This is a genomic window from Pontiella sulfatireligans, from assembly GCF_900890705.1.
GTDB classification, from domain to species: Bacteria; Verrucomicrobiota; Kiritimatiellia; order Kiritimatiellales; family Pontiellaceae; genus Pontiella; species Pontiella sulfatireligans.
This window is the reverse complement of record NZ_CAAHFH010000001.1, coordinates 2144704-2168154: the sequence shown is the minus strand read 5'-3', so window position 1 is coordinate 2168154 and position 23451 is coordinate 2144704. Positions and strand designations below refer to the sequence as shown.

Below are 23451 nucleotides of genomic sequence, written 5' to 3'. Positions count from 1 at the left end.
AATCACGGTCTATTTAAGAGATAGTCAATAAAGATTTGAACCCGAGGAAAACCATGTCCAACGAATGGAAAAAAGAAATTGTCGGACGCGAGGATTGGCTGGCGCGTCTGCCCCAGAAGGAAAAGAAGCTTTATGCCATGTATTCGTCGGTGGCCGACTGCATCGTGACGGATCAATCCATTATGACGGTGCCGGTCGATGACCACATGGTGCATCGGGGCGACGGCGTGTTTGAGTCGTTCAAATGCATCGATGGCAACATTTATAATCTGGCTGACCACTTGGTGCGGTTGGAGCACTCATGCGAGGCGCTGGGCATTGCGTTGCCGGCTCCTTGCGACGGTATGGCGGACGTCATCATCCAAACCATCCGCGCCGGCGGGCAGCGCAACGCGTTGGTCCGCCTGCTTGTATCGCGCGGGCAGGGCACGATGGGCGTCAACCCCTATGCCTGTTTTCATTCTGAATTTTATATTGTGGTGTACGAACTGCCGCAGTCGAGTATCGGCCGTTTTCCCGACGGCGTCAGTGTGGCCGTTAGCAAAATTCCGATTAAACCCGGCATCTTTGCACGGGTGAAAACCTGCAACTATCTGCCTAACGTGCTCATGAAAAAGGAAGCCGTCGATCTTGGCGTCGATTTTACGGTTTCGCTGGATGAAAACCGATTTCTGGCAGAAGGTGCCACGGAGAATATAGGCATTGTTACACGTGGCAAAGAGCTCTTCATGCCTCCGCCCGACCGTGTATTGGCCGGCACCACCGCCAAGCGCGCGCTCGAATTCGCCAAGCAGCTGGTCAAGGAGCGCGTACTGACCAACGCCGAGTTCCGGCCGATCAGTCTAGGGCACGTCCGCTCCGCCGCCGAGGTGCATATTTACGGCACCACGCCAAACATTACGCCGGTCACCACATTCGACGGCAAGCCGGTTTTCGACGGCAAGCCGGGGCCGGTCGCAGCTCGGCTCTTTGAAATGCTCAAGCAGGAGATGATTCCCGACAGCAGCAGGTTGACTAAAGTGTTTGAATGATGAACGGCTTCGCCATCCACATCACGGGCATTGTCCAAGGGGTCGGCTTCCGGCCCTGGGTGTGGAAAACCGCTGCGCGGCTGGGGCTGTCCGGCAGCGTTCGGAATAATTTTGACGGCGTGCGAATCGAACTGTTCGGCGACCCTGAATTGTTTTTGACGGCCTTGGAAAACGAACCGCCACCGCTCTCGCGGATCGACTCGGTTGAAGTCGTAGAGATTGCGTTTCGGGTGGCCGACGGCTTTCAGATATTGGAAAGCGAAGATTCCGGGGAAGCGTTGCTGCGCATTTCTCCAGATATTGCGATTTGCGACGATTGCCGGCAGGAACTGTTCGATTCATCCGACCGTCGCTTTCGCTATCCTTTCATCAACTGCGTCAACTGCGGGCCGCGTTTTTCCATCATTGAAAGCCTGCCGTACGACCGCCCGTCCACGAGTATGCGGGAGTTTGATATGTGCCCGGCCTGCTCGGCGGAATATGCCGATCCCTCCAACCGCCGCTACCACGCCCAGCCGATTGCCTGCCCGCAGTGCGGGCCGCAGATGGAGCCCGGAAATTGGGAAACGATTTGGCAGGAATCGATGAAGCAGGGGAAGATCGTGGCGGTTAAAGGCGTCGGCGGTTTCCACTTGGCTTGCGACGCGCTGAATCCCGATGCGGTTTCAACCTTGCGGAAACGCAAGGGGCGGGAAGCCAAGCCGTTCGCTCTAATGGTGCCCGGTCTTGAATGGCTTCGAACGGTTTGTGCTGTATCACCAGAGGAGGAGCGCCTGCTTCTTTCCCGGGAACGGCCGATTGTACTGCTCAAGTTGACGGAACGTTTTCAGACCTTGGAGCACATTGCCCCCGGTCTCGATACGCTGGGCGTGATGCTGCCGTACAGCCCGATGCACGAAATCATGTTCGACCGTTTTCCGCATCCGGTGGTGATGACCAGCGCCAATTATACCTCCGAGCCGATGATCCATACCAACGAAGCTGCGCAGAAGAAGCTGGCCGGTATTGCCGATGTTTTTCTGACGCACAACCGAGTCATCGTCAATCGCTGCGACGATCCCGTCTGCGCGGTGCACGGTGCTCAAACCATCGTAATGCGCCCCGGGCGCGGCATTGCGCCGGTTTCCTTGCCGATCGATTCTAGCCGTTGCATTTTGGCCTTTGGCGCCGACATGAAAAATACCTTTGCCTTGGCGCACCATGGGCAGACGACATTGCATCCCTATATCGGCGATCTGGAAAATCCGGAAACGCAGGCTATCTTGGAACGATCGATTTTCCGGGAGCTCGACTGTTTTCAGCTGGAACCCGAATTCGTGGTGCACGACCTGCATCCCGATTATTTTTCAACCCAAATGGCGCAGCAGTTTGCCAAAGCGCACGATCTTCCAACCCTTGGAATCCAGCATCATCACGCGCACTTGGCCGGAGCGCATCCCGGCAAAGCCATCGGCTTTGCATTCGACGGCACGGGCTATGGAACCGACGGAACTATTTGGGGCGGGGAAGTGCTGCTCTACGATAGCGAAGGTTTTGAACGCGCATTCCACCTGCGGCCGTTTGCGTTGCCGGGGGGCGATGCTGCGGTGAAGGAACCAAGGCGCGTGGCGGATGCGCTGCTCTACCAGCTGGGTGCAGCGAATCAGGCTTCTTCGTCTATGAAAACATTGCTGGAGTCGGGCATCAACTGCCCGATGACGTCGAGCATGGGGCGCTTGTTCGATGCGGTTTCGTGTCTGCTCGGCATTTGCGAGCATCCGACCTTCGACGGCGAGGCGGCCATGCGGTTGGAGGCCGTAGCCGATCCGTTGGAGTGCGGCGACCTCGCTTTCGAAATCAAGGACGGGCAAATCGATTGGCGACCGTTGATCATCGACTTGCTGGACGAACAGGCGAAGGGCTTGTCCGCATCGGTTCTGTCGGCCCGGCTCCACAACACGTTGGCGGAAATTGTCTATTGCTGCGGCAACCAACTGGCGAAAAAGCATGGGCCGTTGCCTTGGGTTTTTTCCGGCGGCGTGCTACAAAACCGTTTGTTGGTTGAGCGCATTAAAAGCGTGGCCGGCGATGAACTTGAACTGGTGTTTTCCAGCTATCCAAACGACAGCGGCATTGCCCTTGGGCAAGCCGTGATAGGAGCAAGACAATGGGCATCGAAATAGAGCGCAAGTTTTTGGTTGAGGATGAATCATGGAAGAGCGAGGCCGGAGAGGGCTTGGTCTGTAAGCAGGGTTACATGGTCTCGGAGAGCGAAAAAACGGTTCGCGTACGGATCATGGGAGAAAACGGCTATCTCACCATCAAGGGCGCAACGAAGGGAATAACGCGTTCCGAATTCGAGTATCCGATTCCGGTTGAAGATGCAGAGGCGATGTTGGGCCTTTGCGGCGGCCTCGTTGAAAAAACGCGTTTTTTGATTCTTCATGCGGGAATGACCTGGGAATTGGATATTTTTGCCGGCGACAATGAAGGCCTGGTAATGGCCGAGATCGAACTGGAATCAGAGGATCAGCTTTTCGAAATTCCCGAATGGGCAGGAAAAGAGGTTTCCGACGATATCCGCTACTTCAACGGCTATCTTTCTAAAGTGCCATTCACTCAATGGTGAGTGCGTAATATTTCCAATAACCATTAAAAAGCGCTATTGGGGTTTGAAAAAGTACCAAAACGGTATCATATTGCGTGCATGAAATTACTGGCAACCACGTTGGTTTTGTTGGCCGTCGTCCTTGGGGGTGGCGAAGCATCGGAAAATCAAAAGGAATTGAAAATGCATAAGTTTACAAACCGCCTGGCGGAAGAGAAGAGCCCTTACCTGCTGCAGCACGCCCACAACCCGGTCGACTGGCATCCGTGGGGGGGCGAAGCATTTGACCTGGCGGCCAAAGAGGACAAACCCGTCTTTCTTTCAATCGGCTATGCCACGTGCCACTGGTGCCACGTCATGGAGCACGAATCGTTTGAAAACGAGGAAATTGCTGCGTTGATGAACGAGGCCTTTGTTTGCATCAAGGTTGACCGCGAGGAGCGCCCGGACATCGATAATATTTACATGACCGTCTGCCAAATGATGACCGGTTCAGGAGGATGGCCGTTGACCATGATTCTGTCCCCCGACAAAAAGCCGTTCCATGCGGCAACCTACATTCCTCCGGATCAGCGTTTTGGCCGGGTCGGGATGAAGCAGCTGATTCCGCGCATTTCCGATGCGTGGAAAAACCAGCGCTCCAAGGTGTTGGAATCGGCGGGGCAGATCACCGATGTGCTGGCGAAGCAGCAAGCGCAGGGTTCCGGCGCGGCGTTGAGCCCCATCCTGCTGGCTGATGGCGCCCATGAGCTGATGAAGCAATATGATCCGGACAAGGGCGGCTTCGGGATGCAACCGAAATTTCCGACGCCGCACCGCCTCGTCTTCCTGTTGAGGCAAGGGGATGCGGACGGCATCCAAGCCGTGGAGCACACGCTGGAAGAAATGCGGATGGGCGGCATCTTCGACCAGGTAGGATTCGGATTCCACCGCTACTCTACAGATAAAGACTGGCTGGTGCCTCATTTTGAAAAAATGCTTTACGACCAAGCGTTGCTGGCGATCGCCTACACCGAAGCCTATGAGCTTACCGGCAAGCCGCTCTACCAGCAGGTGACGGAAGAGATCCTGGCCTATGTGCTGCGTGATATGACCACCGACGGCGGCGGGTTCTATTCCGCCGAGGATGCCGATTCTGAGGGCGAGGAGGGCTTGTTCTATATTTGGGACACCAAGGAGTTGAAGACCCTTCTTGGCGAAGACTATGAATTTGTTGCCCAGACCTGGAAAATTTCAGAGGCCGGAAACTTCCGCGATGAATCAACCGGCCAGATGAACGGAAAAAATATTCCGCATCTCTCGGCCTTGTTGGGCGCAAAGGATGCGGAATGGCTTTCCGCGCCACGGGAAAAACTGTTTGAGGTACGCGAAAAACGAATCCATCCGCTCAAGGACACTAAAGTGCTGGCCGATTGGAACGGGCTGATGATTGCGGCTTTTGCCAAGGCGGGGCGCGCCTTCGGCAATGCCGAATTCACCCAGGCGGCTGTGAAGGCGAACGCCTTCATCGAATTGGAAATGCGACAGGAATCCGGCGCTTTGTGGCATCGCTGGCGCGATGGGCATAAGGCGGTGCCGGGACAGCTTGAAGATTATGCATTCATGAGCTACGGCTTGCTGGAACTCTATGAAACTACGCTCGACTCCAACTATTTAGAGGCCGCGCTTAAATACAACGACATACTGAACAAGTCGTTTGTCGACGAGGCTAAGGGCGGCTATTACATGACGGCCGACGATGCCGAGGAGCTGATTGTGCGCCCGAAGGAGCTTTACGACGGCGCGCTGCCTTCCGGCAACTCGGTGCAGATGTTGAATCTGCTGAAGCTGGCGAGGTTAACCGGCCGGTCGGAGTTGGAGGAGCAGGCGGACGAAACCGGAAAAGCCTTTGGCGGCGTTATCAATCAGGGCCCCGCCAATTTTTCCCAAGCGTTGATTGCCCTGCAGTTTGCTGCGGGTGAAACGCTTGAAATCGTGGTGGTCGGCGATCGCGGCAGCGAAGAAACCAAACGTATGCTGGAATACATCCACTCGGTCTACAAACCGGGAAAGGTGGTTCTTTTCAAGGATCCGTCCGATGCCGGCAAACTGGCTGATCTGGCGCCTTTCTCCAAGGAGCTGGGAATGGTGGGAGGGAAGGCAACCGTCTATATCTGCCGCGGCTTTGCATGTGAGCAACCCGTAAACTCAATAAAAGATCTGAAGTCCAAACTAAATTAAACACGTGTTTCGCTTAAAGCGAAAAGGCCACGAAGTTGGAGCTCTTCGTGGCCTTGGAGATTTGGTGTTTAATTTTTCTACCCGCCCTCGTAGGACATGAGGAAGTTGAACGCGAGGTTGTCTTCGGAGAGGCCGCTGTACATGACATCGACGATCTGGTCTTCGGCGTCCATCATCTGCATTTCAGTGACGACCAGTTCCAGTCCCACCCGGTCCGGGCGCAGCGTGAGGGAGAAGAATCCGAGCCCGATCAACACCGATGCCGCCATGGCCAAGGCGGGTTTCCAGTTCCAGTTGAACAGTTGAACCCGTTTCCGTTCAGGCGCTTGCAGGCGCGCTTCGCGCAATACGTTCTGCAGGGCCTTTGCTCCGGGCTCTTCGGTGGTCGGGAAAAGCTGTTGCGATTCTATCAGGGCGTGCTGGAACTGCCGGCACGGATTGCAGTCATGCAGATGCGCGGCCAATGCGTTTTTTCGTTTCGCGGGTATTTCACCGGAATCCTGTAAAAGAACCCATTTTTCTGCTTCTGTGCATTTCATGACATGGCCTCCTGAAGTTCGTCGTACTCTTCCTTTAATATAGAACGCAGCTTGGTCAGTGCATATTGCATCCGAGCCAAACAAGTATTGATCGAGCACTTTTGAATTTGGGCAATTTCCTTGAAGGAGGTGTTGCCGTACATCCGCAGCATGAAGACCTCTTTTTGGTCGGGCGAAAGCTCTTTTACCGCTTCGTCGATCTGTTCGCCCAGTCCTGCGCCTCCGGCCTCCTCGGCAGGGGAAATGCCCGGTGCGGCGAGGTGGTCTTCCAAGGTGTTGTCTCCGTCTTCGCCCCCCATGCTGCTTTGCATCGATACGTTCTTTTTGTTCCGTCTGGCCCGGTCGATCACTAGGTTGTGCGCAATCCGGAACAGCCAGTTCAGGAAATTCTTGTGTTGGAACTTATGTATGTTTTTCAGCGCGCGGAACCAGGTTTCCTGAAAAATCTCATCGGCGTCCTCGCGCCCTTCAGTCATCTTGAGGATGAAAGAATAGAGCGGACGCTTATACTTTTCCACCATGGGCTCAAGCGCATTGGCGTCGCCGCCTAAATAGGCGTTAATGCAGTCCGTATCCGTTTTGTCCATACCCCGATATCTCTTTCGTTGCGCGAATAACGGATGTCCGTTGCAGTTATTGTGTGAATTCGGAGCGGATTTTTCCAGAGATCGGGTCGTTTTCAAGCGTAACGCCGAGCCCCCGGTTGTCTTCCAACTCGAGGATGAACCACTCGGACTGTCCGTTGGGGAAATAGCGGACGAGGTAAAGATCGTCATATTCCTCGTCTTCTTCTCTAAAGTCCTTCTCGAATTCGCGGACCGACAGGGTGTCGGGCAGAAAGCGGTGAACCTCCTTCTCGATGCCGCCGGTTTCGGACGACGACTCGTCTCCATCTACATAGCCCAGCCGTTTCAGCACGCTTTGATCGAGCTCGCCGTCGGCTTCGGTTGCGGCTGTTTCAGCCTTCGCGCCCAGATAGATTTCCATCGTTTCATGGTTGAGGACCACGGTCAGCGTTTCTTCGCGCAAAATGGCCATGCTGCGCGCATAGCGCGCCATGCGGGTGATGGTGCGCGATGCGGCGCGCAGCTTTGTGCCTTTATAGGCGCCGGCGAAATAGGGGAGCGCGATGCCGGAAATCACCAGCGTCAGCACCAGCACCAGAATGACCTCCATTAGCGTGAAGCCGTGTTTACGACCGCCGAATTCCGAACATCGAGCTTCGAATTTTGAAGTTTTTTTCTTCACGCAGCGTTCCATGTTCGAAGTTCAGTGTTCGATGTTGGTGCGGTAGAGCCGCACCTATTCCCAGTTGTTGACCAGCGTCCCTTTGGGCGAGGTGCAGGAAAGGTCGAAGGTGTGGCTGTTGTGCGAGCCGGGGGCGGCGAAAGTGAAGGGGGCGCCCCAAGGGTCTGTTGGGATGGACTTCTTTTCCATGAAGGGGCCGCCTTTGGATTCGTCGAGCAAGCCTTCCAGGCTCGATGGGTAGTCGCCGTTGACAATCTCGTATTCTTGGATCGCCATGCCTAAAGCCGTAATGTTGGCGCTGGCTTGCGAAAGCTTGGCCTTCTCGGTCTTGCCGCCCATGCGAGGTACGGCAATGCCCGCGAGAATGCCGATAATGACGACGACGAGAATGATTTCAATCATAGTGAAACCTGAGCGTCTGCTCATGTGCTTGCTTTGCTTTTCCTTGTTCATGGGTCTCTCCTTCGGTTGTTTTAAATGTGCAGCGAATCGGTGAGCGTCAGTACCGGCATCAGCAGACTGACCGCAATGCCGCCTACCACGATGGCGACCATGACGATCAGCAGGGGTTCGAGAATGGTCGTGCAAGTTTTCACCATGCGGTCGAGCTCCGTGTCGTAGCGCCGGGTGATGTGCGTCAACGCGCCGGCGAGGTCGCCGGTTTCCTCGCCGACGGCCAGCATGTCGATGAGCAGCCGCGGGAACACCTTGCCCTGCGCCAGCGGCTTGGAAATGCTCGCGCCGTCAGTAACGCGCTCGCGCGCCTTTCCGATTTCGCCGGAAATAATCACGTTGTCGATCGTTTTCTCGACAATGCCCAGGGCCGGCAGCACCGACACCCCGTTTTTGAGCAGCGTGCCGAGCGTCCGGGAAAAGTGGGAATAAGCGTTGGTGGTGATGATCGATCCCGCGATCGGGATGCGCAGCACGGCCGTATGCCAGATTCGCTGGCCGGTGCCATGTTTGATCCATTTTTTAAACAGGATCACCGCACCCGTGCCGAGGGCGGCGACGATGATGCCGTAGCGGGTGATGAAATGGCTGGCCGCCATCAGCGCCAAGGTGGGCTTGGGCAGGGTGGCGCCCATGCTTTCGAAGGTGGCGGCGAATTGCGGCACCACAATAATCATCATCGCCAGTACGGCAGCCCCGCCCATGACCATGACAATGGCAGGATAGATCATGGCGGAGATCACCTTGCTGCGCGCGTCCTGCACGCGTTCATAGTGGATGCAGATGTTTTCCAGCGCTAACGGCAGGTTGCCGCTGGCCTCGCCGGCGCGGACGAGGTTGATGTAGAGCGCGGAAAAGGTTTCCGGGTAGAGCTCCAACGCGTCGGAAAGCGAGGTGCCCTGCACAATTTCATCCCGCAGGGTCACGATGATCCGGCCGACTGCGCTTTCGTCCTTGCGGGCGGAAAGGGTATGCAACGCGCGTCCGATGGTCATGCCCGAGGCGACCAGATCGGAGAGCTCGCGCGAAAACAGCAGCAAATCCTGCAGCTTCATCTTGGCCTTGCGCTGAAAGCCCAAATCAAATTTAAAGCGCTTCTTCTCGCCGTCATCCTGATTCGCCGTCTTGGTGGTTTCGGTGACGGAGACCGGGATGTGGCCAATGTGCTCAATCTGGCGCACTGCGCCGGCACGGTCGTTCGCTTCGACCACGCCGTCGACCTTCTCGCCCTTTTTCGTGCGACCTATGTATTTAAAATGCGCCATATCAACCTATGTTAAACGGACTGGGGGCTCAAATATTTCCGATGAGCTGAAAGAATAGTGATTTGTCGGGAGATTGGAAGCTTGGAAAAAAAGTTTGGAGTGCGGAGGGAGGCGAAGCGCCGCACCGCTCTTCGCTGCAGACAAGTGGTGCCGCCCGTTGGTGAAACATTCGCTTCGCTTCGTTATTTGCTTTGCAAATTATCATTCGCTTCGCGAATTGGGTCTCCGCACTTCAAAACGAAATTTATGCCCGCGGGTGGAACTGCTGGTGGATGGATTTGAGGCGTTCGGGGTTGACGTGGGTGTAGACCTGGGTGGTGGCAATGTCGGCGTGGCCGAGCATTTCTTGGATCACGCGCAAAGGGGCGCCGTTGTCGAGCAGGTGGCTGGCGAAGGAGTGGCGCAGGGTATGCGGCGTCACGTTTTTCATGATGCCTGCTTCTTGGGTGTATTTTTTGATGATCTGCCACAGGCGCTGCCGGCAGAGCGCGGTTTCGCGCTTGGAGACGAAGACATTCTGCAAGTGAGGGTTGTTGCACAGCATGGGGCGGATCTCTTCGAGATAGCACTCCAAAATATTAGCGGAATCCTGCGCAATGGGGATGACGCGTTCTTTGCGCCCTTTCCCAATTACGCGGATATAGCCGTCGTCGATGTGCAGGTCGGGAAGCTGGAGTCCGGATAGTTCGGAAACGCGCAGGCCGGAGGCATAGAACACTTCGAGGATTGCGCGGTCGCGTACACCTAGCGGCTTGCGCATGTCGGGGGCTTTCAGCAACAGATTGACTTCCTGCTCCGAAAGCGTATCCGGCAGAATTTTCCAAAGCCGGGGCGAATCCATCGTGTCGGTGACGTTTTTGTCGAGCAGGCCTTCTTGCTGGAGGTAGCGGAAAAACACCTTGATCGAAACCAGATGGCGCGAAATAGAGTTGGTCGACATGCCCTTGGCTTTCATGGTCATCAGGTGGTCTAGGATCTGCTTCCGGCTGACTTGGCTGAGCGAGGTGACGCCCTTCAGGTTGAGAAAGCTGAGGAACTGGCCGATGTCGTCGGCATATGCCTTGCGCGTGTTGATGCTCAACCCGCGCTCCAGCGAGATATAGTCCAGATAGCTTTCCAGAAGGGCATTCATTGTTTTAACCACAGAGGGCACGGAGGATCACGGAGGAAGTCCTCTGAGTCTCTCTGTGCCCTCTAGCGAAGCGAGTGGTAATTAGCACTCCAGTTCGGTTCCGGTCAGCAGCTTGTATGCTTCCAGATATTTTTCGCGGCTTTTCATGAGGATTTCCTCGGGCAGGGCCGGCGCCGGCGGGGTTTTGTCCCAGTCGAGCGTTTCGAGGTAGTCGCGGACAAACTGCTTGTCGAACGAGAAGGGCGAGGAGCCCGGCTTGTAGGTGTCGGCCGGCCAGAAGCGCGAGCTGTCGGGCGTGAGCACCTCGTCGATCAGAATCAGCTCATCGCCGATCATGCCGAATTCAAACTTGGTGTCGGCAATGATGATGCCCTTGGTCAGGGCATAGTCGGCCGCGGTTTTGTAGAGGTTCATGCTGACATCGATCAGCTTTTGCCCTAGCTCTTCGCCGACGATTTCCTTCATCTGGTCGATGGAAATGTTTTCGTCGTGGCCTTCGTCGGCCTTGGTGGAGGGGGTGAAGATCGGTTCGTCGAGTTTGCCGGCCATTTCATAGCCCGCGCGCAACGGCATGCCGCCGATGGTGCCGGATTTCTGGTATTCCTTCCATCCGGAGCCGATTAGGTAGCCGCGCACGATGCACTCAACGGGCAGCAGTTCGGCTTTTTTCACCAGCATCGAACGGCCTCTGAGCAGTTCGGCATGCTCCTGCAGTTCGGCGGGAAAATCGGCCACATCGGTGGAAATCATGTGGTTTTTGACGACGTCGCCGGTGCGGTCGAACCAGAATTTTGAAATCATGTTGAGCACGCGCCCTTTGTCGGGGATGCCGTTGGGCATGATGCAGTCGAAGGCCGAAATGCGGTCGGACGCCACGAACAAATATTGGTCGCCGAGGTCGTAGACTTCGCGCACTTTGCCGGATTTAAATTTTTCGATGCCTGGAAGTTCAATTTTTACAGCTGCTGGGGTCATTTTTCCTCCGTAAATGTTAAGGGTTTTGAAAACAGTGACACTTTACGAAGCCTTCGCGCCTTGTGCAATTCAAACCGGTGAGGGATTGGAGGATGGTTGGATTTGTGCGGGAACCTTCCTTTCATCCACTCCTAAAGCACCATGTCTTCGAGCGAAAGGCGGGTGACTTTTTCGAGCGAATCGGTGATGGCGTCGGCATCGAGCAGATATTCGTGGTCATAGCTGTTGGTGACGGCCAGCACTTTGAGTCCCGCTTTTTTGGCGGAACGAATTCCTGCGGGGGTGTCTTCGATGGCGATGGCTGATGCTGGATTGTCGATTTTAAGCTGTTCTAGAACCAGTTTGTAGGGCGCTGGGTCGGGTTTGCTCTTTTTGGTGTCTTCCGCAGTAACCATGGCGCGGAAGGTATTTTCGATTCCAAGCGTCTCAAGGATGGGCAGGATGTCCTCTTTCAGTGCGCCGCTGCAAAGGGCCACCGGCAGTTTGCACGGAATGCTCCCGATCAGTTCAACCGCGCCCGGAAGAGGGGAGATCTGGCCTTCGCGGATCAGGGTCTGGAAAATCTCGGCTTTTGCGGTGATCAACCGTTTCAGGTCGCGGGACGATATCTTTTGGCCGGCCGCCTTGAAGGCTTCGCGGAAGCCGTCGCGGTCGTCGAAGCCAATATAGCTTTCGCAGTATTCTTCCCACGAATAGGAAATTTCATGCGGTTCGAGTGCGCGTTGAAAAGCCTGATAGTGCATCGGTTCGCTGTCCACGATGATGCCGTCAAAATCAAATATCACTGCATTGAGCATTACAAAATCTCCAAAAGTTGCGGGAGAGAGGTAACCACAGCATCGGGTTCGATGGCAAGGCAGCGTTCATCGTTTTCTCGCATCCGAAGCGACCGCTTGTCTCCCGCAAACAACACGGTTTGGCATCCGGCTTCCTTTGCGCAATAGATGTCGTTGAGCATGTCGTTGCCCACATAGGCCGTCTCGTGCAACTCGATCCCGTGGTTTTGCTGCAGGAATTTTCCCGCCTTTGGAAAAAGTGCCGTCGAGGGCTTGGCCTTTAGTTCCTTGTACGACCAGATGCAGCATTCCGGATCGAAACCGCAGTTTTCGACGGATCTTTCGAAAAAGGCCGAAAAGAGCAGCGGGGTGTAGAACTGGGCGTTGGAAACAATGCCCAGCGCCATGCCTTTCTCTTTGATGCGGGCGATGGTTTCGCTGCTTCCGGGCATCGGGAATACGGGGTTGACGCGGCATTCGTATTCCAGCCCCAGGCGGCGGATCTGGTCAAAGTCGATTTCAGCGGGCTTGAGCGTTCCGGTGTGGCGCAACGCATCGATGATTTTTTTCCATACCTTGGAGATTTCCACCTCGGGGCAGTCGGCCCCGGCTTCGCGCCCCGCCTTGTGCCATTCCAGAATTTCGGCCTTGAGCATGTCTTTCCCTATCAGGCCGGCCTGTTCCATTTTGCCCTCGAAGCCGGAAACCACCAGCGCCTGGGTCAGCGCCTCTGCGGTATCGGTGGCCGCCGCCGTTCCGACATCGCCTGATCCCGAAACAAACAAGGTGCCGTACACATCGAACAGCACGGCCTTGATTCCGCTGAGCTTGTTCAGCTTGGCCTCGGCATCCGTCGGCAACGGCGCCAGTGGAGGGCAGTTCTTTAGAATAGTGTCTGCAAGTGGATTCATGTGGCCCATCATTTTCTAAACGGTGAAGATTTCCAAGTACTGGATTGTTTTTGTTTGGAGTGCGTAAGCTCGACTGCGCTTTTTAACGGCGGAATGGGCGGTGATGCGCGGGTGTTTGAAAGCGCAGTCGAGCTTGCGCTCTCCAAAGGTTTCTATGTCCTTAAAAGGTTGAAGCGGGCAGGTTGTAGAAATTCGTCGAGCAGGTCGGCGGCGTTGGCTGCAGTGACTTCGCCGGGTTCGGTGGCGGCCAAGTCGCGATAGAGGCCGAGAAGGCGTTTGCCGTAGGCTTCGAGGCTGTAGTGGTCGAGCGCAACCTGTCGGTTGAGTTCAATTAGGGAGGAAGTGGTGGAAGGGTGGAAGGGTGGAAGGGTTTTGCGGTCCTTTAGGTTCTCCGCCAGATGGCGGATGACGTTGCGCTGGAGCGCTTCGTCGAGAATGCCGAAATCAACCTGCCCATCGACGACGAGCGTCGACTTGGCATCTTCAAAATATTCGTTTTTCCATTCCTTGGAATAAGCGACATAACTCTGCTTCATCGCGGTTTCCAAGGATAGGTAAAACTGCGCTTCCCCGGCCCATTCGAGCGGGATGGGGAGGGCGGCGTAGAGCGTGGAAAGATCGAGCCCTTCCTCTTCAAAATCGGGGGTGATTTCGGGGAGCTTTCGGCCAATGAGCATTTTACCTTCGAGCCAGGGTTCGAGGAATGCGAGGCCGAAGCCTTCTGCGATGCTGGTGGAGATTAGCGCCTCGGCATTTTGAACGAGCCCGGAAAAATCGTTCGTGTGCCCGGCATCGAATTCGACGGGCAGGTTGAATTCTTCGGCGAAAGCAACCCATTCGTTATAGACGCCCTGCCATTTGGGATTTTGAGGGGCGAGGGTGCTTTGGAAAAGATATCCTTCGGGGGCGAGCAGGCTCCAGAGCAGGAACTCGCCGATGTTTTTGCGCCGGATGGCGCGGGCAGGGTAGACGATGGTCTTTTGCGCAGAGGCAGGCGGGGTGCCTGCGGTACGGATCTGCGCAGTGACGGCATTCGGCAACTCATGCACGTGGGTAAGGCCAATGCCTTCGAGGAAGGCTTTGTCGCGATAGTTGATCGGCGCGTACCAAACGTGGTCGGCGTTCGGATAGAGGATGCCGTCGAGCTCGACGCCAATCTGTTCTTTCAACAGGCGGTAGTTTTCAGGTCGGCCGTCTTCTGCAAAGTCGTGGGGCTGCAGCAGCACGCGGCACCCGGCGTTGGCGAGGTGCCAAACAAACTGAGGCGTAAAGCTGTTTTTGCCGAGCGAGTGGTTGTGGATGTGCCAAACATCGGGATCGCGCCCGAGCAGGCTTCGGGCGGTGAACCGCAGGTCTTCAGCGACGCGTTCAAAGTTGGACAGCTTGGCGCCCTCGGAATATTCCAAGGCGTAGAAGGGCTCGGTGATCGGCGTAAGCGCATCGTCCGGCGCAGGCGCTTCGCCGGTGAGCACCAGCAAATCCACTTCGTTGCCAATCGATTCAACCGCGCGTTCAACCACCCGGGTCACACCTCCGGGACGGAGGTGATAGTGAAGAATGGCTACTGCTAGTTTTTTGCTCATCTTATTTCTAAACACCCGCTCGTTAACTCGCTTAAGACACAAAGTTCACGAAGAGGGTTTGTTTGTCCTCCTCCTTGGTGTCCTTAGTGCCTTCGTGTTTAACTCCTTTAACTATTTGATCCCGAATTTTTTGCGGTATTCGGGGAGCTCGATCATGGGAGGACGCTCTTCCTCGACAATCTCGTAGCAGACCTGTTCGAAGGTTTCGTCTTTGGCTTGGAACTGGCGGAGCAGGGTGTTGAGCTCGGGCAGCTTGCCGATCACGCCGAGCTTTTCGGCACGGAACAGGAAGGCGCGCAGAATACCGAACGCCATCTTGCCGAGGTCGCGGGTTTCCTGGTTGCGATGCACGCGTTGGTCGAGATCGACCTGGGCGATGGCTTCCATGCCCCATTTTTTGTAGACGTCGATCAGGTGCGAGGTTTCCACGCCGTAGCCGATCGGGAAGGGGATGGCTTCGAGCACTTCGCGCCGGACGGCATATTCGCCGGAGAGCGGCTGAATGAGCCCGGTGAGATCGGGGAAGAAGAGGGAGAAAAGCGGCCTCGTCAGGATTTCCGTAACCCGGCCGCCTCCGGAGGGGCGGACGCCTTGCGAGAAGGCCAGCGGACGGTCGTAGAAGGCTTTCACATAGTGGACTTCCGGCCGGTAGATCAGCGGGGCCACCAAGCCGTAGGCAAAGCGCGGGTGAATGTTTTTAATGTCGGCGTCCACGTAGACGATAATGTCGCCGGTCAGTTCGTAGACGGCCTTCCACAGGTTTTCGCCTTTGCCTTTTTTCTCGCCGTACTGCGGCAGGATGTCGGCGGAAAGATAAACATCTGCACCAAAGGTAGAGGCAATCTCGCGGGTGCTGTCGGACGAGCCGGAATCAATGACGGCAATTTCGTCGATCAACGGGTAGCGGTCCATCAGCTCCGACTTAAACATGACGATCTCTTTGCCGATCGTCTTTTCTTCGTTGAGCGTCGGCAGGCAGAGCGATATTTTCAGGCCTTGCTTTTCCTTCTCTTCCACCAGCTTTTTGATGTCCCAAAACTGGGAGTGGTGGATGGTGTTGTTTTTGATCCAGTCATTCAGGTTCATTGCAAAATCCTCCGTCGATGGCGAACAGCATGGCGATGAGCTGCGCCAATCCGGTGTAGATGGGTTTGATGCGGATGGTTTCGTCTAGGTCGTGCAGGTTGCTGGCTTCGGTGATGCCCAGCGTGACGGCAGGCAGGCCTCGCCCGATCAGCTCGGAGACTTCCGACATGCTCGGGCTGATATTGGGTTCGAGCCCGAGTTTTTCCATAACGCTTCGACAGCTCTTGACTAGCGGGTGGCCGATATCGATGCCGCCCGGTTCGCGGCTGGAGACGATTTCGAAGTGGATGTCGGCATTGTAGACCGAGGCAATGTCGGCAATGATGTCGTTGATGCGTTTTTGGATTTCTTCCACGATTTCGGCGCTGTCGCTGCGGACTTCGAAGCGCAGGCTCGATTGCGTAGCCATGATGTTGTAGCTCTTGCCTCCGCGGATGGCGCCGAGTACGATCGAGGTTTTCGGGCGGCGCGGCACGGGGATTTCGAGGATGCGGTTGATGACGTCGTTCAATGCGATGATGGCACTGTTTTCGCCGACGCGCTGCCATGCAAGCTCCTCGGGGAGCTTGCAGGAGATAAGCCCGCGGAACATGCCTTGCGCGGTATAGCTGAGCCGCCCGAGCTGGGCGCCTTCGATGCATATCCCCGCATCGAACGGCAGGCGGTTGTTTTCCATGAAAAAGCGGAGCCCGTCGAGATTGCCGCGCCCGAGGCCTTTGGTGCTTCCGAGCAGGATCAGGTTGGCATCGAACTCGATGCCCAAGGTTTCAAGCATGCTGGGCAGCGTAGCGAGCACCGCCATGCCCAGGCTGTTGTCCGATACGCCGGGGCCGATGATTTCGTCGGCGCGCACGCTGAGGGTGTGGTCGGCCTTTTCGGAATAGACCGAGTCGGCGTGGGCCACGAGCAGAATATTGCGTTTGGGGTTTTTGCCCCGGATGATGCCGACGCCGTTGCCGGCCTCGTCGGTGGACACATTATGCAGGCCGCATTCGACCATGCGCTGGAGCTGGAGCTTGATGCGCGCGGCTTCTTCGAAGGTGGGGGCGGGAATTTCGCTGAGCATGATTAGGTTGGCGATCAACGTTTCCTGAATGCCGGCGAGCTGGTCTGGAAGTTCGGGAAGCTGATCCAGTATTTCCTCGATGCTGCTGAATTTTGTTTTCATAGGATGTGGGTGGAAGCGTTATTTCCATGGGTTGAGGGTTTGTGCTCCTGAAGATCCGATATCCTTGGTGTTGCGGGTTATGACGGTTAGGCCTTTTGCGAGGGCGGTTGCTGCAAGCAGTCCATCAATGGCGGGGAGTTTTTTTTCTTTGCCCTCTGTCTTGGCCGAAATGCTGCCCCATGTTTCGGCAACTTCGGCATCGATTTCAATGATCCTCCCCTTGAAACGGGCGCACAGGTCGTGGTCGATCCACGCTTGCAGGCGGAGCTTCTTCCGTCCATTGGGCAGCTTGCCGATCTCCTTGTGGATTTCGCCGAGGGTGAGGACGCTGATGAACAGGCCAGTTTCATCCTGTTCGCCGACCCATTCAAGCACGCTAGTTGAAGGCGTTGGCTTGATTAACTCGGAAAGAAGGCAGGTGTCGAGCAGGTATTTCAAAGGACAATCTCGCGCCCGGCGTTTTTGGAACGCTTGGCATCAAGCTTGATGCCGCGAAGGGGGGAGTTTTGAAAAAAGTCGATGACGGAGCCGCTGGGTTCCGCGGCTTTCCGGTATTCCTCCACGGAAACAATCACAACGGTTTCCTTTCCGTGGCGCGTAACGGTTTGCGGCCCGTTTTTCAGCGCGCTGTCCACCACACGGCTAAAACCGTTTTTCGCGTCCTGCAATGCCCATGTGTTCTTAACCATGCCGTTCCCTCCTGTGCGTGCAATCAAACTAGCTAGTCTGGCCAGTATTGCAAGAGGCTTTTCTGCTAAATCAGAGCCGGGGCTTTAGCTGGAACCGGAGGGTGCAGGGATTCGTTCCAATTTTGCGCCCAAATAGTTCTTTCCATGGCAGGGGCGGTCGCTATGCTTTCAGCAATCATTACGAGGTGGCCATGAGCGAAAATATCGGATTTGTTTCAACGCGTTTTGCAGGCACGGACGGCGTTTCCTTGGAGAGCGCAAAATGGGCCAAGGTGCTGTGGGACTACGAACACCGCAGCTTCTGGTATGCCGGCCGGCTCGACCGCTCTCCGGATGTGAGCTTCTGCGTGCCCGAGGCCCACTTCGGGCATCCGGAAAACGTTTGGATCAACGAACGCATCTGGGGCAAATCCTTCCGCGACCCGATTGTGAGCCGGCGCATCCGCGACATGGCGGAATACCTCAAGACCACGCTCTATGAATTTGTGAACCGCTTTGATCTGCGTATCATGGTTTTTCAGAATGCGCTGACCATCCCGATGCATGTGCCGCTGGGGGTGGCGATCACTGAGTTTCTGGCCGAGACACGCATCCCCTCCATCGCCCACCACCACGATTTCTACTGGGAGCGCATCCGCTTTTCCGTGAATGGTGTTCCGGATCTGCTCGACATGGCCTTCCCTCCGCGCGACGACCTGTTGCAGCATGTGGTTATCAACCAGGCGGCTCGCGAAGAGCTTTCCTGGCGCAGGGGGCTGTCGTCGGAGTTGATTCCGAACGTATTTGATTTCCAGACGCCAGCACCGGAACCGGATGATTATACCAAAGGACTTCGTGCGGACCTCGGCTTTGCAGAAGACGACATCCTGATTTTGCAGCCCACCCGCATTGTGCCGCGCAAGGGCATTGAACACTCGATTACGCTGCTGGAAGCGCTGGACGATCCGCGCATGAAACTGGTGATCTCGCATGCGGCCGGTGACGAAGGCTATGAATACCAGCACATGCTGCAGGAGCTGGCGCACGACTCGAATGTTGATATGCGCATCATCGACGACCGCATTGGCGAAATTCGCCAGAAAAATTCAAGCGGTCAGAAAATGTATACGCTCTGGGACCTTTATCCCTTTGTTGATTTTGTAACTTACCCGAGTCTGTATGAAGGGTTCGGCAATGCATTTTTGGAAGCCATTTATTTCCGGCTTCCGATTTTGATCAACCGCTATTCCATCTTTGCGCGCGATATCGAGCCGAAGGGCTTCCGCGTGCCGCTGATGGACGGCTACTTGACGAAGCATGTCATCGACGATGTCCAGCGTCTGCTCGAAGATGAAAACTATCGGCGCGTGACGGTGGAGCACAACTATGCGGTGGCCCACCGGTTCTACAGCTACGACGTCCTGCGCCGCAGCCTGCGCACCCTCATCACCAACATCCAAGGATTGGAAACATGATCAAGAGTCTCGATATCCATGCACTGGAAAGAATGCGCACCCGCTTCAACCGGCTTTATGGGCCGAGCAAAGTCGAGCATCTGCTCGAACGCATCGTCGCCCTGATCGGCCGCTACGGCGTCGGGCTTGAAGGCTACAGTGACGTCGGTTTGTGGGATGAAACCACCTCGGTGCTGATCACCTATGGCGACATGGTGCAGCACGAGGGCGAACCGCCGCTGCAGGTCTTGAAACGTTTCGCTGACCGCCATCTGAGCGGGGCCATCGATACGGTTCATATTCTGCCGTTCTGCCCCTATTCCTCCGACGACGGCTTTTCGGTGATCGACTACCGTGCGGTCGACCTAAACCTTGGAACATGGAACGACGTTCAGGACATCGGAAGCAACTTCCGCTTGATGTATGATCTGGTGCTGAACCACTGTTCGCGCAAGAGCAAATGGTTTGCCGACTATGTGGCCTACATTGCGCCGTACCGCGACTTCTTCATTGAGGCGGATCCCGAGGCCGACTTTTCGGCCGTAACGCGGCCGCGTGCGCTGCCGCTGTTGACGCCGGTGCATACGCAGCATGGCGACACCCATGTTTGGACCACGTTCAGCGACGACCAGATGGATTTGAATTTTGCGAACCCGGACGTGCTGTTTGAATTCCTCGACATCCTGCTCTACTACATTTCAACCGGCTCGACGATCATCCGGCTCGATGCCATTGCCTACCTTTGGAAAAAGATCGGCACCAGCTGCATCCACCTTGAGCAGACGCACGAGGTGGTCAAGCTCATGCGCGACCTGCTCGACATGGTGGCGCCGAACGTCGTGCTGCTCACCGAAACAAATGTGCCGCACGAAGAAAACATTTCCTACTTCGGCCAAGGCGACGAGGCGCATATGGTCTATCAGTTCAGCCTGCCTCCGTTGCTTCTGCACGGTCTGTTGAACGGCAACTCAACCTTCCTTACTAATTGGGCGGCATCGCTGAACGATCTGCCGGAAAAGTGCACCTACTTTAACTTTACCGCCTCGCACGACGGCATCGGAGTGCGGCCGCTGCAGGGCATAGTTCCCAACGAGGAGCTCAACAAGCTGGCCGACCGCGTGAAAGAGCTCGGCGGTCATGTCTCCTCCAAGGCCAATTCCGACGGCACCGAAAGCCCGTACGAACTCAACATCACCTACTTCGATGCACTCGGCGACAATCCGGAAACCGTGACGGATCTGCATCTGGCGCGTTTCCTTTGCTCGCAAACCGTCGCCATGGAACTGCGCGGCGTATCCGCCGTTTATTTCCATAGCCTGACCGCCACGCGGAACAACTATGCCGGCGTCGAGGAAACCGGGCGTGCCCGCACCATCAACCGCCTCAAGTGGAACGAAGACGAGCTGGAGGCGCAGTTGGCCGATCCGCGCTCTCCCGGAGCGCGGGTAATCAAGGAATATACGCGCAGGTTGCAGCAACGCGCCCAGCACAAGGTTTTCCATCCCGACGCCGCCCAGCAGATCGTCAATCTCGGCCCGGAATGGTTTGTGGTGGAACGCGAATGGAACGGCGAGCGAGTCGTCTGCATCAGCAACTTTACCGATCAGTACCAGGAGTTGAAGATCGACGACCGCCTCGACCGTTTGAACCAGGCCGACGCTTGCTCCGACATTCTCACCGGCCGCCGCTATATGGGGCAGGGCAAGGTCATTCCGTTCGATGCCTACCAAACCGTCTGGCTGCAGCTGTAGCTACTCTCCTTGAATATCCTCAAAGCGGTAGATCTTCCAGAAACCGCGGTCGCCGCTCATATCGACCGGCAGGTTGGTGGCGGTGTTTGCGCCTTGGGAGCGGATCCGTTTGATTTCCTGCCAGTTGCAGAGGTTGGAGCTGAAGAGCAAAACATAGGTGCCGCTGGCGAGGGTATAGGGTTGCAGCAGGGTTGAAACGATGGAAGAAATTGATTAGCTGAAGGACGCTCGCAAACGGATACGGGAACTCTAAGCCGCTTTGGCCGATGCGCATATCGACCATTGCTTGGAGCATGCTTTTCTCGAGATTGCGTGTGAGCGGATGGAACCGGCAGGCTTCGAGAGCACGGACTGGGGATCAGCATGACGGAAAAGAACCACTGCTGCGAGAATGCCAAAGCCGAGTGGGTGAACGGGATCCAGAAGCAGGAGTATGGTCAGGGAAGCCCCTTCCGGACAAAGAAGTGGGCCACTGCTTCGGTGGATCAAGCGGTGATGCTTTACAATACCCGCCGCCTAATGGGTGGGAGGTTAAGCATTTTGATGCTGAGTTGCGGCCAACCGCTACGCACCGATAAATGAACGTTGCAACTCCTCTTCTGAAGAGGGAACAGCCTCCTTAACTCGCCATCCTGTCAAGATTTCGCAGAACGCAGGTTGTTTTTTTCTGCGCCGTGTGATATGCGTATACGCATATTCAAAAAAAGGAGCGCGGCGGGGATGGATGAAGTCGAAAAATTGAGGACACGACGCGATGTGCTGTTGAAGGAAATAGGTGAAGCGCCGCTTTGGGTGAACGGGTCGGTTGTTGAAACGACCCGAAAGACCTGCGGCAAGGAGAGCCCGTTCTACTACCTCTCCCATAGCATCAGGGGAAAAAACAAGATTACCTACATCTCGGCGGCGCATCTAAACCAATTCAAGGCGGCAGCGGCCCAGGGGGCAAGGATAAGGCTGCTGCACAACGAACTGAGCACGATAAACATGAAATTGATCAAGAAGGGAGGCCACGATGATTAACACCGACAAGTCCAACCGTCTCCTTGCAAGCTTCGGAGAGCTTGTGTCGAAAGAAACCTTCGATATGACGGCCCTAAAAAAAGGGCGTTTTCCAGATCGCGTGTTTTCCCGCTGGAGGTTGTTCTTTTCTCCCTTGTGCTCGATGCCCAGCAGGGCTTTGGGTGCGGCGTTGCCCGGCTGATCGCCAAACTGTTTGAACTGGGCATTGTCAGGGAGAGAGACGGGATGCTTCCTGCAAGGGAATCGTATGATGAGGCCTGCGCCAAACTGCCTGCCGATATCGTGCGGCAACAGCTCGTGAATAGCCATCGGAATGAATATGGAACGAACGGCCGCACATTCCATGGCCTAAAGGTCCTGATACCTGACGGAACCAAGGTTTCGTTCGCCGATACACAGCCGACAAGGGATAAATACGGAGCGGGGCAGGGTCATTATGTCCAGTCCCAAGCACTCGGCTTCTATGAGTTATCCACCGGTACGTTCGAGGATTTCAGGTTCGAGCACTGCAACACCCCGGAACGAGCCATTGCCATTGGGCATATGGGTTCGAATGCGACCCGATCCCTGTACATGGCCGATGCAGGGTACAACGGCATGGCATTCATCGCGATCAGCATGGATAAGAACCATGAATTGCTGATGCCGCTCAAGAACTGCGCACTTGCAAAGAAGTTCCTCAAGGCAAAAAAGCGCTCCGCTGTCATCGGCATCAAGCTGAGCAAAATCCATTTGGCCAACTATCCAGGCCACCATCATCTTTTGGGGACGTGCATAAAGGTGCGCCTGATCCGAACGCGCGGCACCTCCAAGCTCCGTTCGCAAGTATTGATTACCACCTTGATTGACGAAGTTGTCTTCGGGTGGCGGGAAGTGACGAAGCTATACCTGCAGCGCTATTGCGTCGAACTCGCCTTCCGTCACCTGAAGACAAGGATCGGGATTGAGAGAATCCGCAAACGAAAGCTCCTGCGAATTGAACAGCTTCTGTTTGCTGCGATCGTACTGTTCAATCTGTCGGCGGCACTCAGGAACAGAATCAGACGCCCCAGCCTTCTTCCTGAAAAGGCAGGGATAAAGCTACACTGCTTCACATTATGCATAGAGCTGGTTCATACCTTCCTTCAAGCCGCCCTGGGGCCGCGGCGCGGGATCAGGAAAAAGATGGATTCGAGCCTGAGGGCAATCAGAGGCTGCTGGTTCATCTATAAGCCATGGCGGGCAGAGCCACGGATTTGCCGCACGCCTCCGTCGGAATTTTCCGTTCAAAAAGGAGCTGAAATGCTAACGGAGGTTGAAACAGCGAAATTCCTAAGCGTTGAGTACGAAATACTCGCGCAACAGTACGGCCAAAGGGAGTAAAAAAATGCTTAACCTCCCTCCCATTAACCCGCCGCCCGCATCTGTCGTTAAAATACAAGAACCCTGAAGAGGTGCATCAAGTACTTAAAAAGTGGGCGCAAGAGTTTCTCCCCCTCCCTCCTGGAGGCGAAGCTTCCGAACAACCCGGCTTCCAAGACGGAGCCTAAACCGAACTTCTGAGGAAATACGGCTCCTTCTGCGATGCAATCCTCTCGCACTCAA

Annotated in this window: 25 protein-coding genes; 10 read left to right on the top strand and 15 right to left on the bottom strand. The window is 55.7% G+C overall.

From position 1 onward, the window contains the following. The first annotated feature begins 53 nt into the window (after positions 1 to 53). The 4 genes from SCARR_RS07300 (at position 54) to SCARR_RS07285 (ending at position 5838) form a co-directional block, all read left to right on the top strand. A complete protein-coding gene (locus SCARR_RS07300; RefSeq protein ID WP_136060834.1) occupies positions 54 to 1031 on the top strand; it encodes an aminotransferase class IV in 978 nt (325 codons plus the stop codon). Beyond that, positions 1028 to 3193 carry a carbamoyltransferase HypF gene (gene hypF, locus SCARR_RS07295; protein WP_136060833.1) on the top strand — a complete coding sequence of 722 codons (2166 nt, stop codon included), beginning with the start codon at positions 1028 to 1030 and terminating at the stop codon, positions 3191 to 3193. Before SCARR_RS07300 ends, hypF begins: the two co-directional genes overlap by 4 nt. Further along, the gene (locus SCARR_RS07290) at positions 3178 to 3639 is read left to right on the top strand and encodes a CYTH domain-containing protein (protein WP_136060832.1); all 462 of its coding nucleotides are present in this window, start codon (positions 3178 to 3180) and stop codon (positions 3637 to 3639) included. The genes hypF and SCARR_RS07290 overlap by 16 nt, the downstream gene beginning before the upstream one ends. Before the next feature lie 162 nt (positions 3640 to 3801). Beyond that, the gene (locus tag SCARR_RS07285) at positions 3802 to 5838 is read left to right on the top strand and encodes a thioredoxin domain-containing protein (protein WP_136060831.1); all 2037 of its coding nucleotides are present in this window, start codon (positions 3802 to 3804) and stop codon (positions 5836 to 5838) included. A 77-nt stretch (positions 5839 to 5915) separates the two neighbouring features. Here SCARR_RS07285 and SCARR_RS07280 read toward each other — a convergent pair whose 3' ends face one another. The 14 genes from SCARR_RS07280 to SCARR_RS07215 all read right to left on the bottom strand — a co-directional run bounded on the left by SCARR_RS07280 (position 5916) and on the right by SCARR_RS07215 (position 17663). Further along, positions 5916 to 6377 carry an anti-sigma factor family protein gene (locus tag SCARR_RS07280; protein WP_136060830.1) on the bottom strand — a complete coding sequence of 154 codons (462 nt, stop codon included), beginning with the start codon at positions 6375 to 6377 and terminating at the stop codon, positions 5916 to 5918. Continuing rightward, positions 6374 to 6964: a sigma-70 family RNA polymerase sigma factor gene (locus SCARR_RS07275; RefSeq protein ID WP_168433088.1), complete on the bottom strand. Its 591-nt coding sequence runs from the start codon at positions 6962 to 6964 to the stop codon at positions 6374 to 6376. The genes SCARR_RS07280 and SCARR_RS07275 overlap by 4 nt, the downstream gene beginning before the upstream one ends. Positions 6965 to 7010: 46 nt before the next feature. Then, entirely contained in the window at positions 7011 to 7625 is a 615-nt protein-coding gene (locus SCARR_RS07270; protein ID WP_168433087.1) for a pilus assembly FimT family protein, read from the bottom strand. A gap of 54 nt (positions 7626 to 7679) precedes the next feature. Beyond that, positions 7680 to 8078: a type II secretion system protein GspG gene (locus SCARR_RS07265; protein ID WP_136062130.1), complete on the bottom strand. Its 399-nt coding sequence runs from the start codon at positions 8076 to 8078 to the stop codon at positions 7680 to 7682. Positions 8079 to 8098: 20 nt separating this feature from the next. Beyond that, positions 8099 to 9343: a type II secretion system F family protein gene (locus tag SCARR_RS07260; protein WP_136060827.1), complete on the bottom strand. Its 1245-nt coding sequence runs from the start codon at positions 9341 to 9343 to the stop codon at positions 8099 to 8101. A gap of 244 nt (positions 9344 to 9587) precedes the next feature. Beyond that, complete coding sequence (xerD, locus tag SCARR_RS07255) at positions 9588 to 10475, bottom strand: site-specific tyrosine recombinase XerD (RefSeq protein ID WP_136060826.1); 888 nt, start codon at positions 10473 to 10475, stop codon at positions 9588 to 9590. Positions 10476 to 10556: 81 nt separating this feature from the next. Then, positions 10557 to 11450: a phosphoribosylaminoimidazolesuccinocarboxamide synthase gene (locus tag SCARR_RS07250; RefSeq protein WP_136060825.1), complete on the bottom strand. Its 894-nt coding sequence runs from the start codon at positions 11448 to 11450 to the stop codon at positions 10557 to 10559. A 131-nt stretch (positions 11451 to 11581) separates the two neighbouring features. Continuing rightward, positions 11582 to 12247 carry an HAD family hydrolase gene (locus tag SCARR_RS07245; protein WP_136060824.1) on the bottom strand — a complete coding sequence of 222 codons (666 nt, stop codon included), beginning with the start codon at positions 12245 to 12247 and terminating at the stop codon, positions 11582 to 11584. Then, complete coding sequence (locus SCARR_RS07240) at positions 12247 to 13137, bottom strand: HAD family hydrolase (RefSeq protein ID WP_168433086.1); 891 nt, start codon at positions 13135 to 13137, stop codon at positions 12247 to 12249. Before SCARR_RS07240 ends, SCARR_RS07245 begins: the two co-directional genes overlap by 1 nt. Positions 13138 to 13289: 152 nt before the next feature. Then, the gene (locus SCARR_RS07235; protein ID WP_136060822.1) at positions 13290 to 14720 is read right to left on the bottom strand and encodes a glycosyltransferase family 4 protein; all 1431 of its coding nucleotides are present in this window, start codon (positions 14718 to 14720) and stop codon (positions 13290 to 13292) included. 111 nt (positions 14721 to 14831) lie between these two features. Next, on the bottom strand, positions 14832 to 15806 hold the full coding sequence (locus SCARR_RS07230) for a glucosyl-3-phosphoglycerate synthase (protein WP_136060821.1): 975 nt from the start codon (positions 15804 to 15806) through the stop codon (positions 14832 to 14834). Beyond that, positions 15793 to 16974, bottom strand: coding sequence for a M20/M25/M40 family metallo-hydrolase (locus SCARR_RS07225; protein WP_136060820.1), 1182 nt, complete (start codon positions 16972 to 16974; stop codon positions 15793 to 15795). Before SCARR_RS07225 ends, SCARR_RS07230 begins: the two co-directional genes overlap by 14 nt. An 18-nt stretch (positions 16975 to 16992) precedes the next feature. Continuing rightward, positions 16993 to 17412, bottom strand: coding sequence for a type II toxin-antitoxin system VapC family toxin (locus SCARR_RS07220; RefSeq protein WP_136060819.1), 420 nt, complete (start codon positions 17410 to 17412; stop codon positions 16993 to 16995). Continuing rightward, positions 17409 to 17663 carry a type II toxin-antitoxin system Phd/YefM family antitoxin gene (locus SCARR_RS07215; RefSeq protein WP_136060818.1) on the bottom strand — a complete coding sequence of 85 codons (255 nt, stop codon included), beginning with the start codon at positions 17661 to 17663 and terminating at the stop codon, positions 17409 to 17411. The genes SCARR_RS07220 and SCARR_RS07215 overlap by 4 nt, the downstream gene beginning before the upstream one ends. A gap of 191 nt (positions 17664 to 17854) precedes the next feature. Here SCARR_RS07215 and SCARR_RS07210 point away from each other — a divergent pair, with 191 nt between their 5' ends. Continuing rightward, the gene (locus SCARR_RS07210) at positions 17855 to 19117 is read left to right on the top strand and encodes a glycosyltransferase family 4 protein (RefSeq protein WP_136060817.1); all 1263 of its coding nucleotides are present in this window, start codon (positions 17855 to 17857) and stop codon (positions 19115 to 19117) included. Continuing rightward, positions 19114 to 20847 (top strand): sugar phosphorylase, encoded by a 1734-nt coding sequence (locus SCARR_RS07205; RefSeq protein WP_136060816.1) that lies wholly within the window; start codon positions 19114 to 19116, stop codon positions 20845 to 20847. Before SCARR_RS07210 ends, SCARR_RS07205 begins: the two co-directional genes overlap by 4 nt. Here the strand turns inward: SCARR_RS07205 and SCARR_RS28070 are convergent, their stop codons facing one another. Next, on the bottom strand, positions 20848 to 20997 hold the full coding sequence (locus SCARR_RS28070; protein WP_168433085.1) for a hypothetical protein: 150 nt from the start codon (positions 20995 to 20997) through the stop codon (positions 20848 to 20850). A gap of 213 nt (positions 20998 to 21210) precedes the next feature. Here SCARR_RS28070 and SCARR_RS07200 point away from each other — a divergent pair, with 213 nt between their 5' ends. The 4 genes from SCARR_RS07200 to SCARR_RS07185 all read left to right on the top strand — a co-directional run bounded on the left by SCARR_RS07200 (position 21211) and on the right by SCARR_RS07185 (position 23229). Next, positions 21211 to 21429 (top strand): transposase, encoded by a 219-nt coding sequence (locus SCARR_RS07200; RefSeq protein WP_136060815.1) that lies wholly within the window; start codon positions 21211 to 21213, stop codon positions 21427 to 21429. 138 nt (positions 21430 to 21567) lie between these two features. Further along, a complete protein-coding gene (locus tag SCARR_RS07195) occupies positions 21568 to 21867 on the top strand; it encodes a DUF6788 family protein (protein ID WP_136059843.1) in 300 nt (99 codons plus the stop codon). Continuing rightward, positions 21860 to 22048 carry a hypothetical protein gene (locus SCARR_RS07190; protein WP_136059844.1) on the top strand — a complete coding sequence of 63 codons (189 nt, stop codon included), beginning with the start codon at positions 21860 to 21862 and terminating at the stop codon, positions 22046 to 22048. Before SCARR_RS07195 ends, SCARR_RS07190 begins: the two co-directional genes overlap by 8 nt. Continuing rightward, on the top strand, positions 22003 to 23229 hold the full coding sequence (locus SCARR_RS07185; RefSeq protein ID WP_222846138.1) for a transposase: 1227 nt from the start codon (positions 22003 to 22005) through the stop codon (positions 23227 to 23229). Before SCARR_RS07190 ends, SCARR_RS07185 begins: the two co-directional genes overlap by 46 nt. Positions 23230 to 23451: the final 222 nt, after the last annotated feature.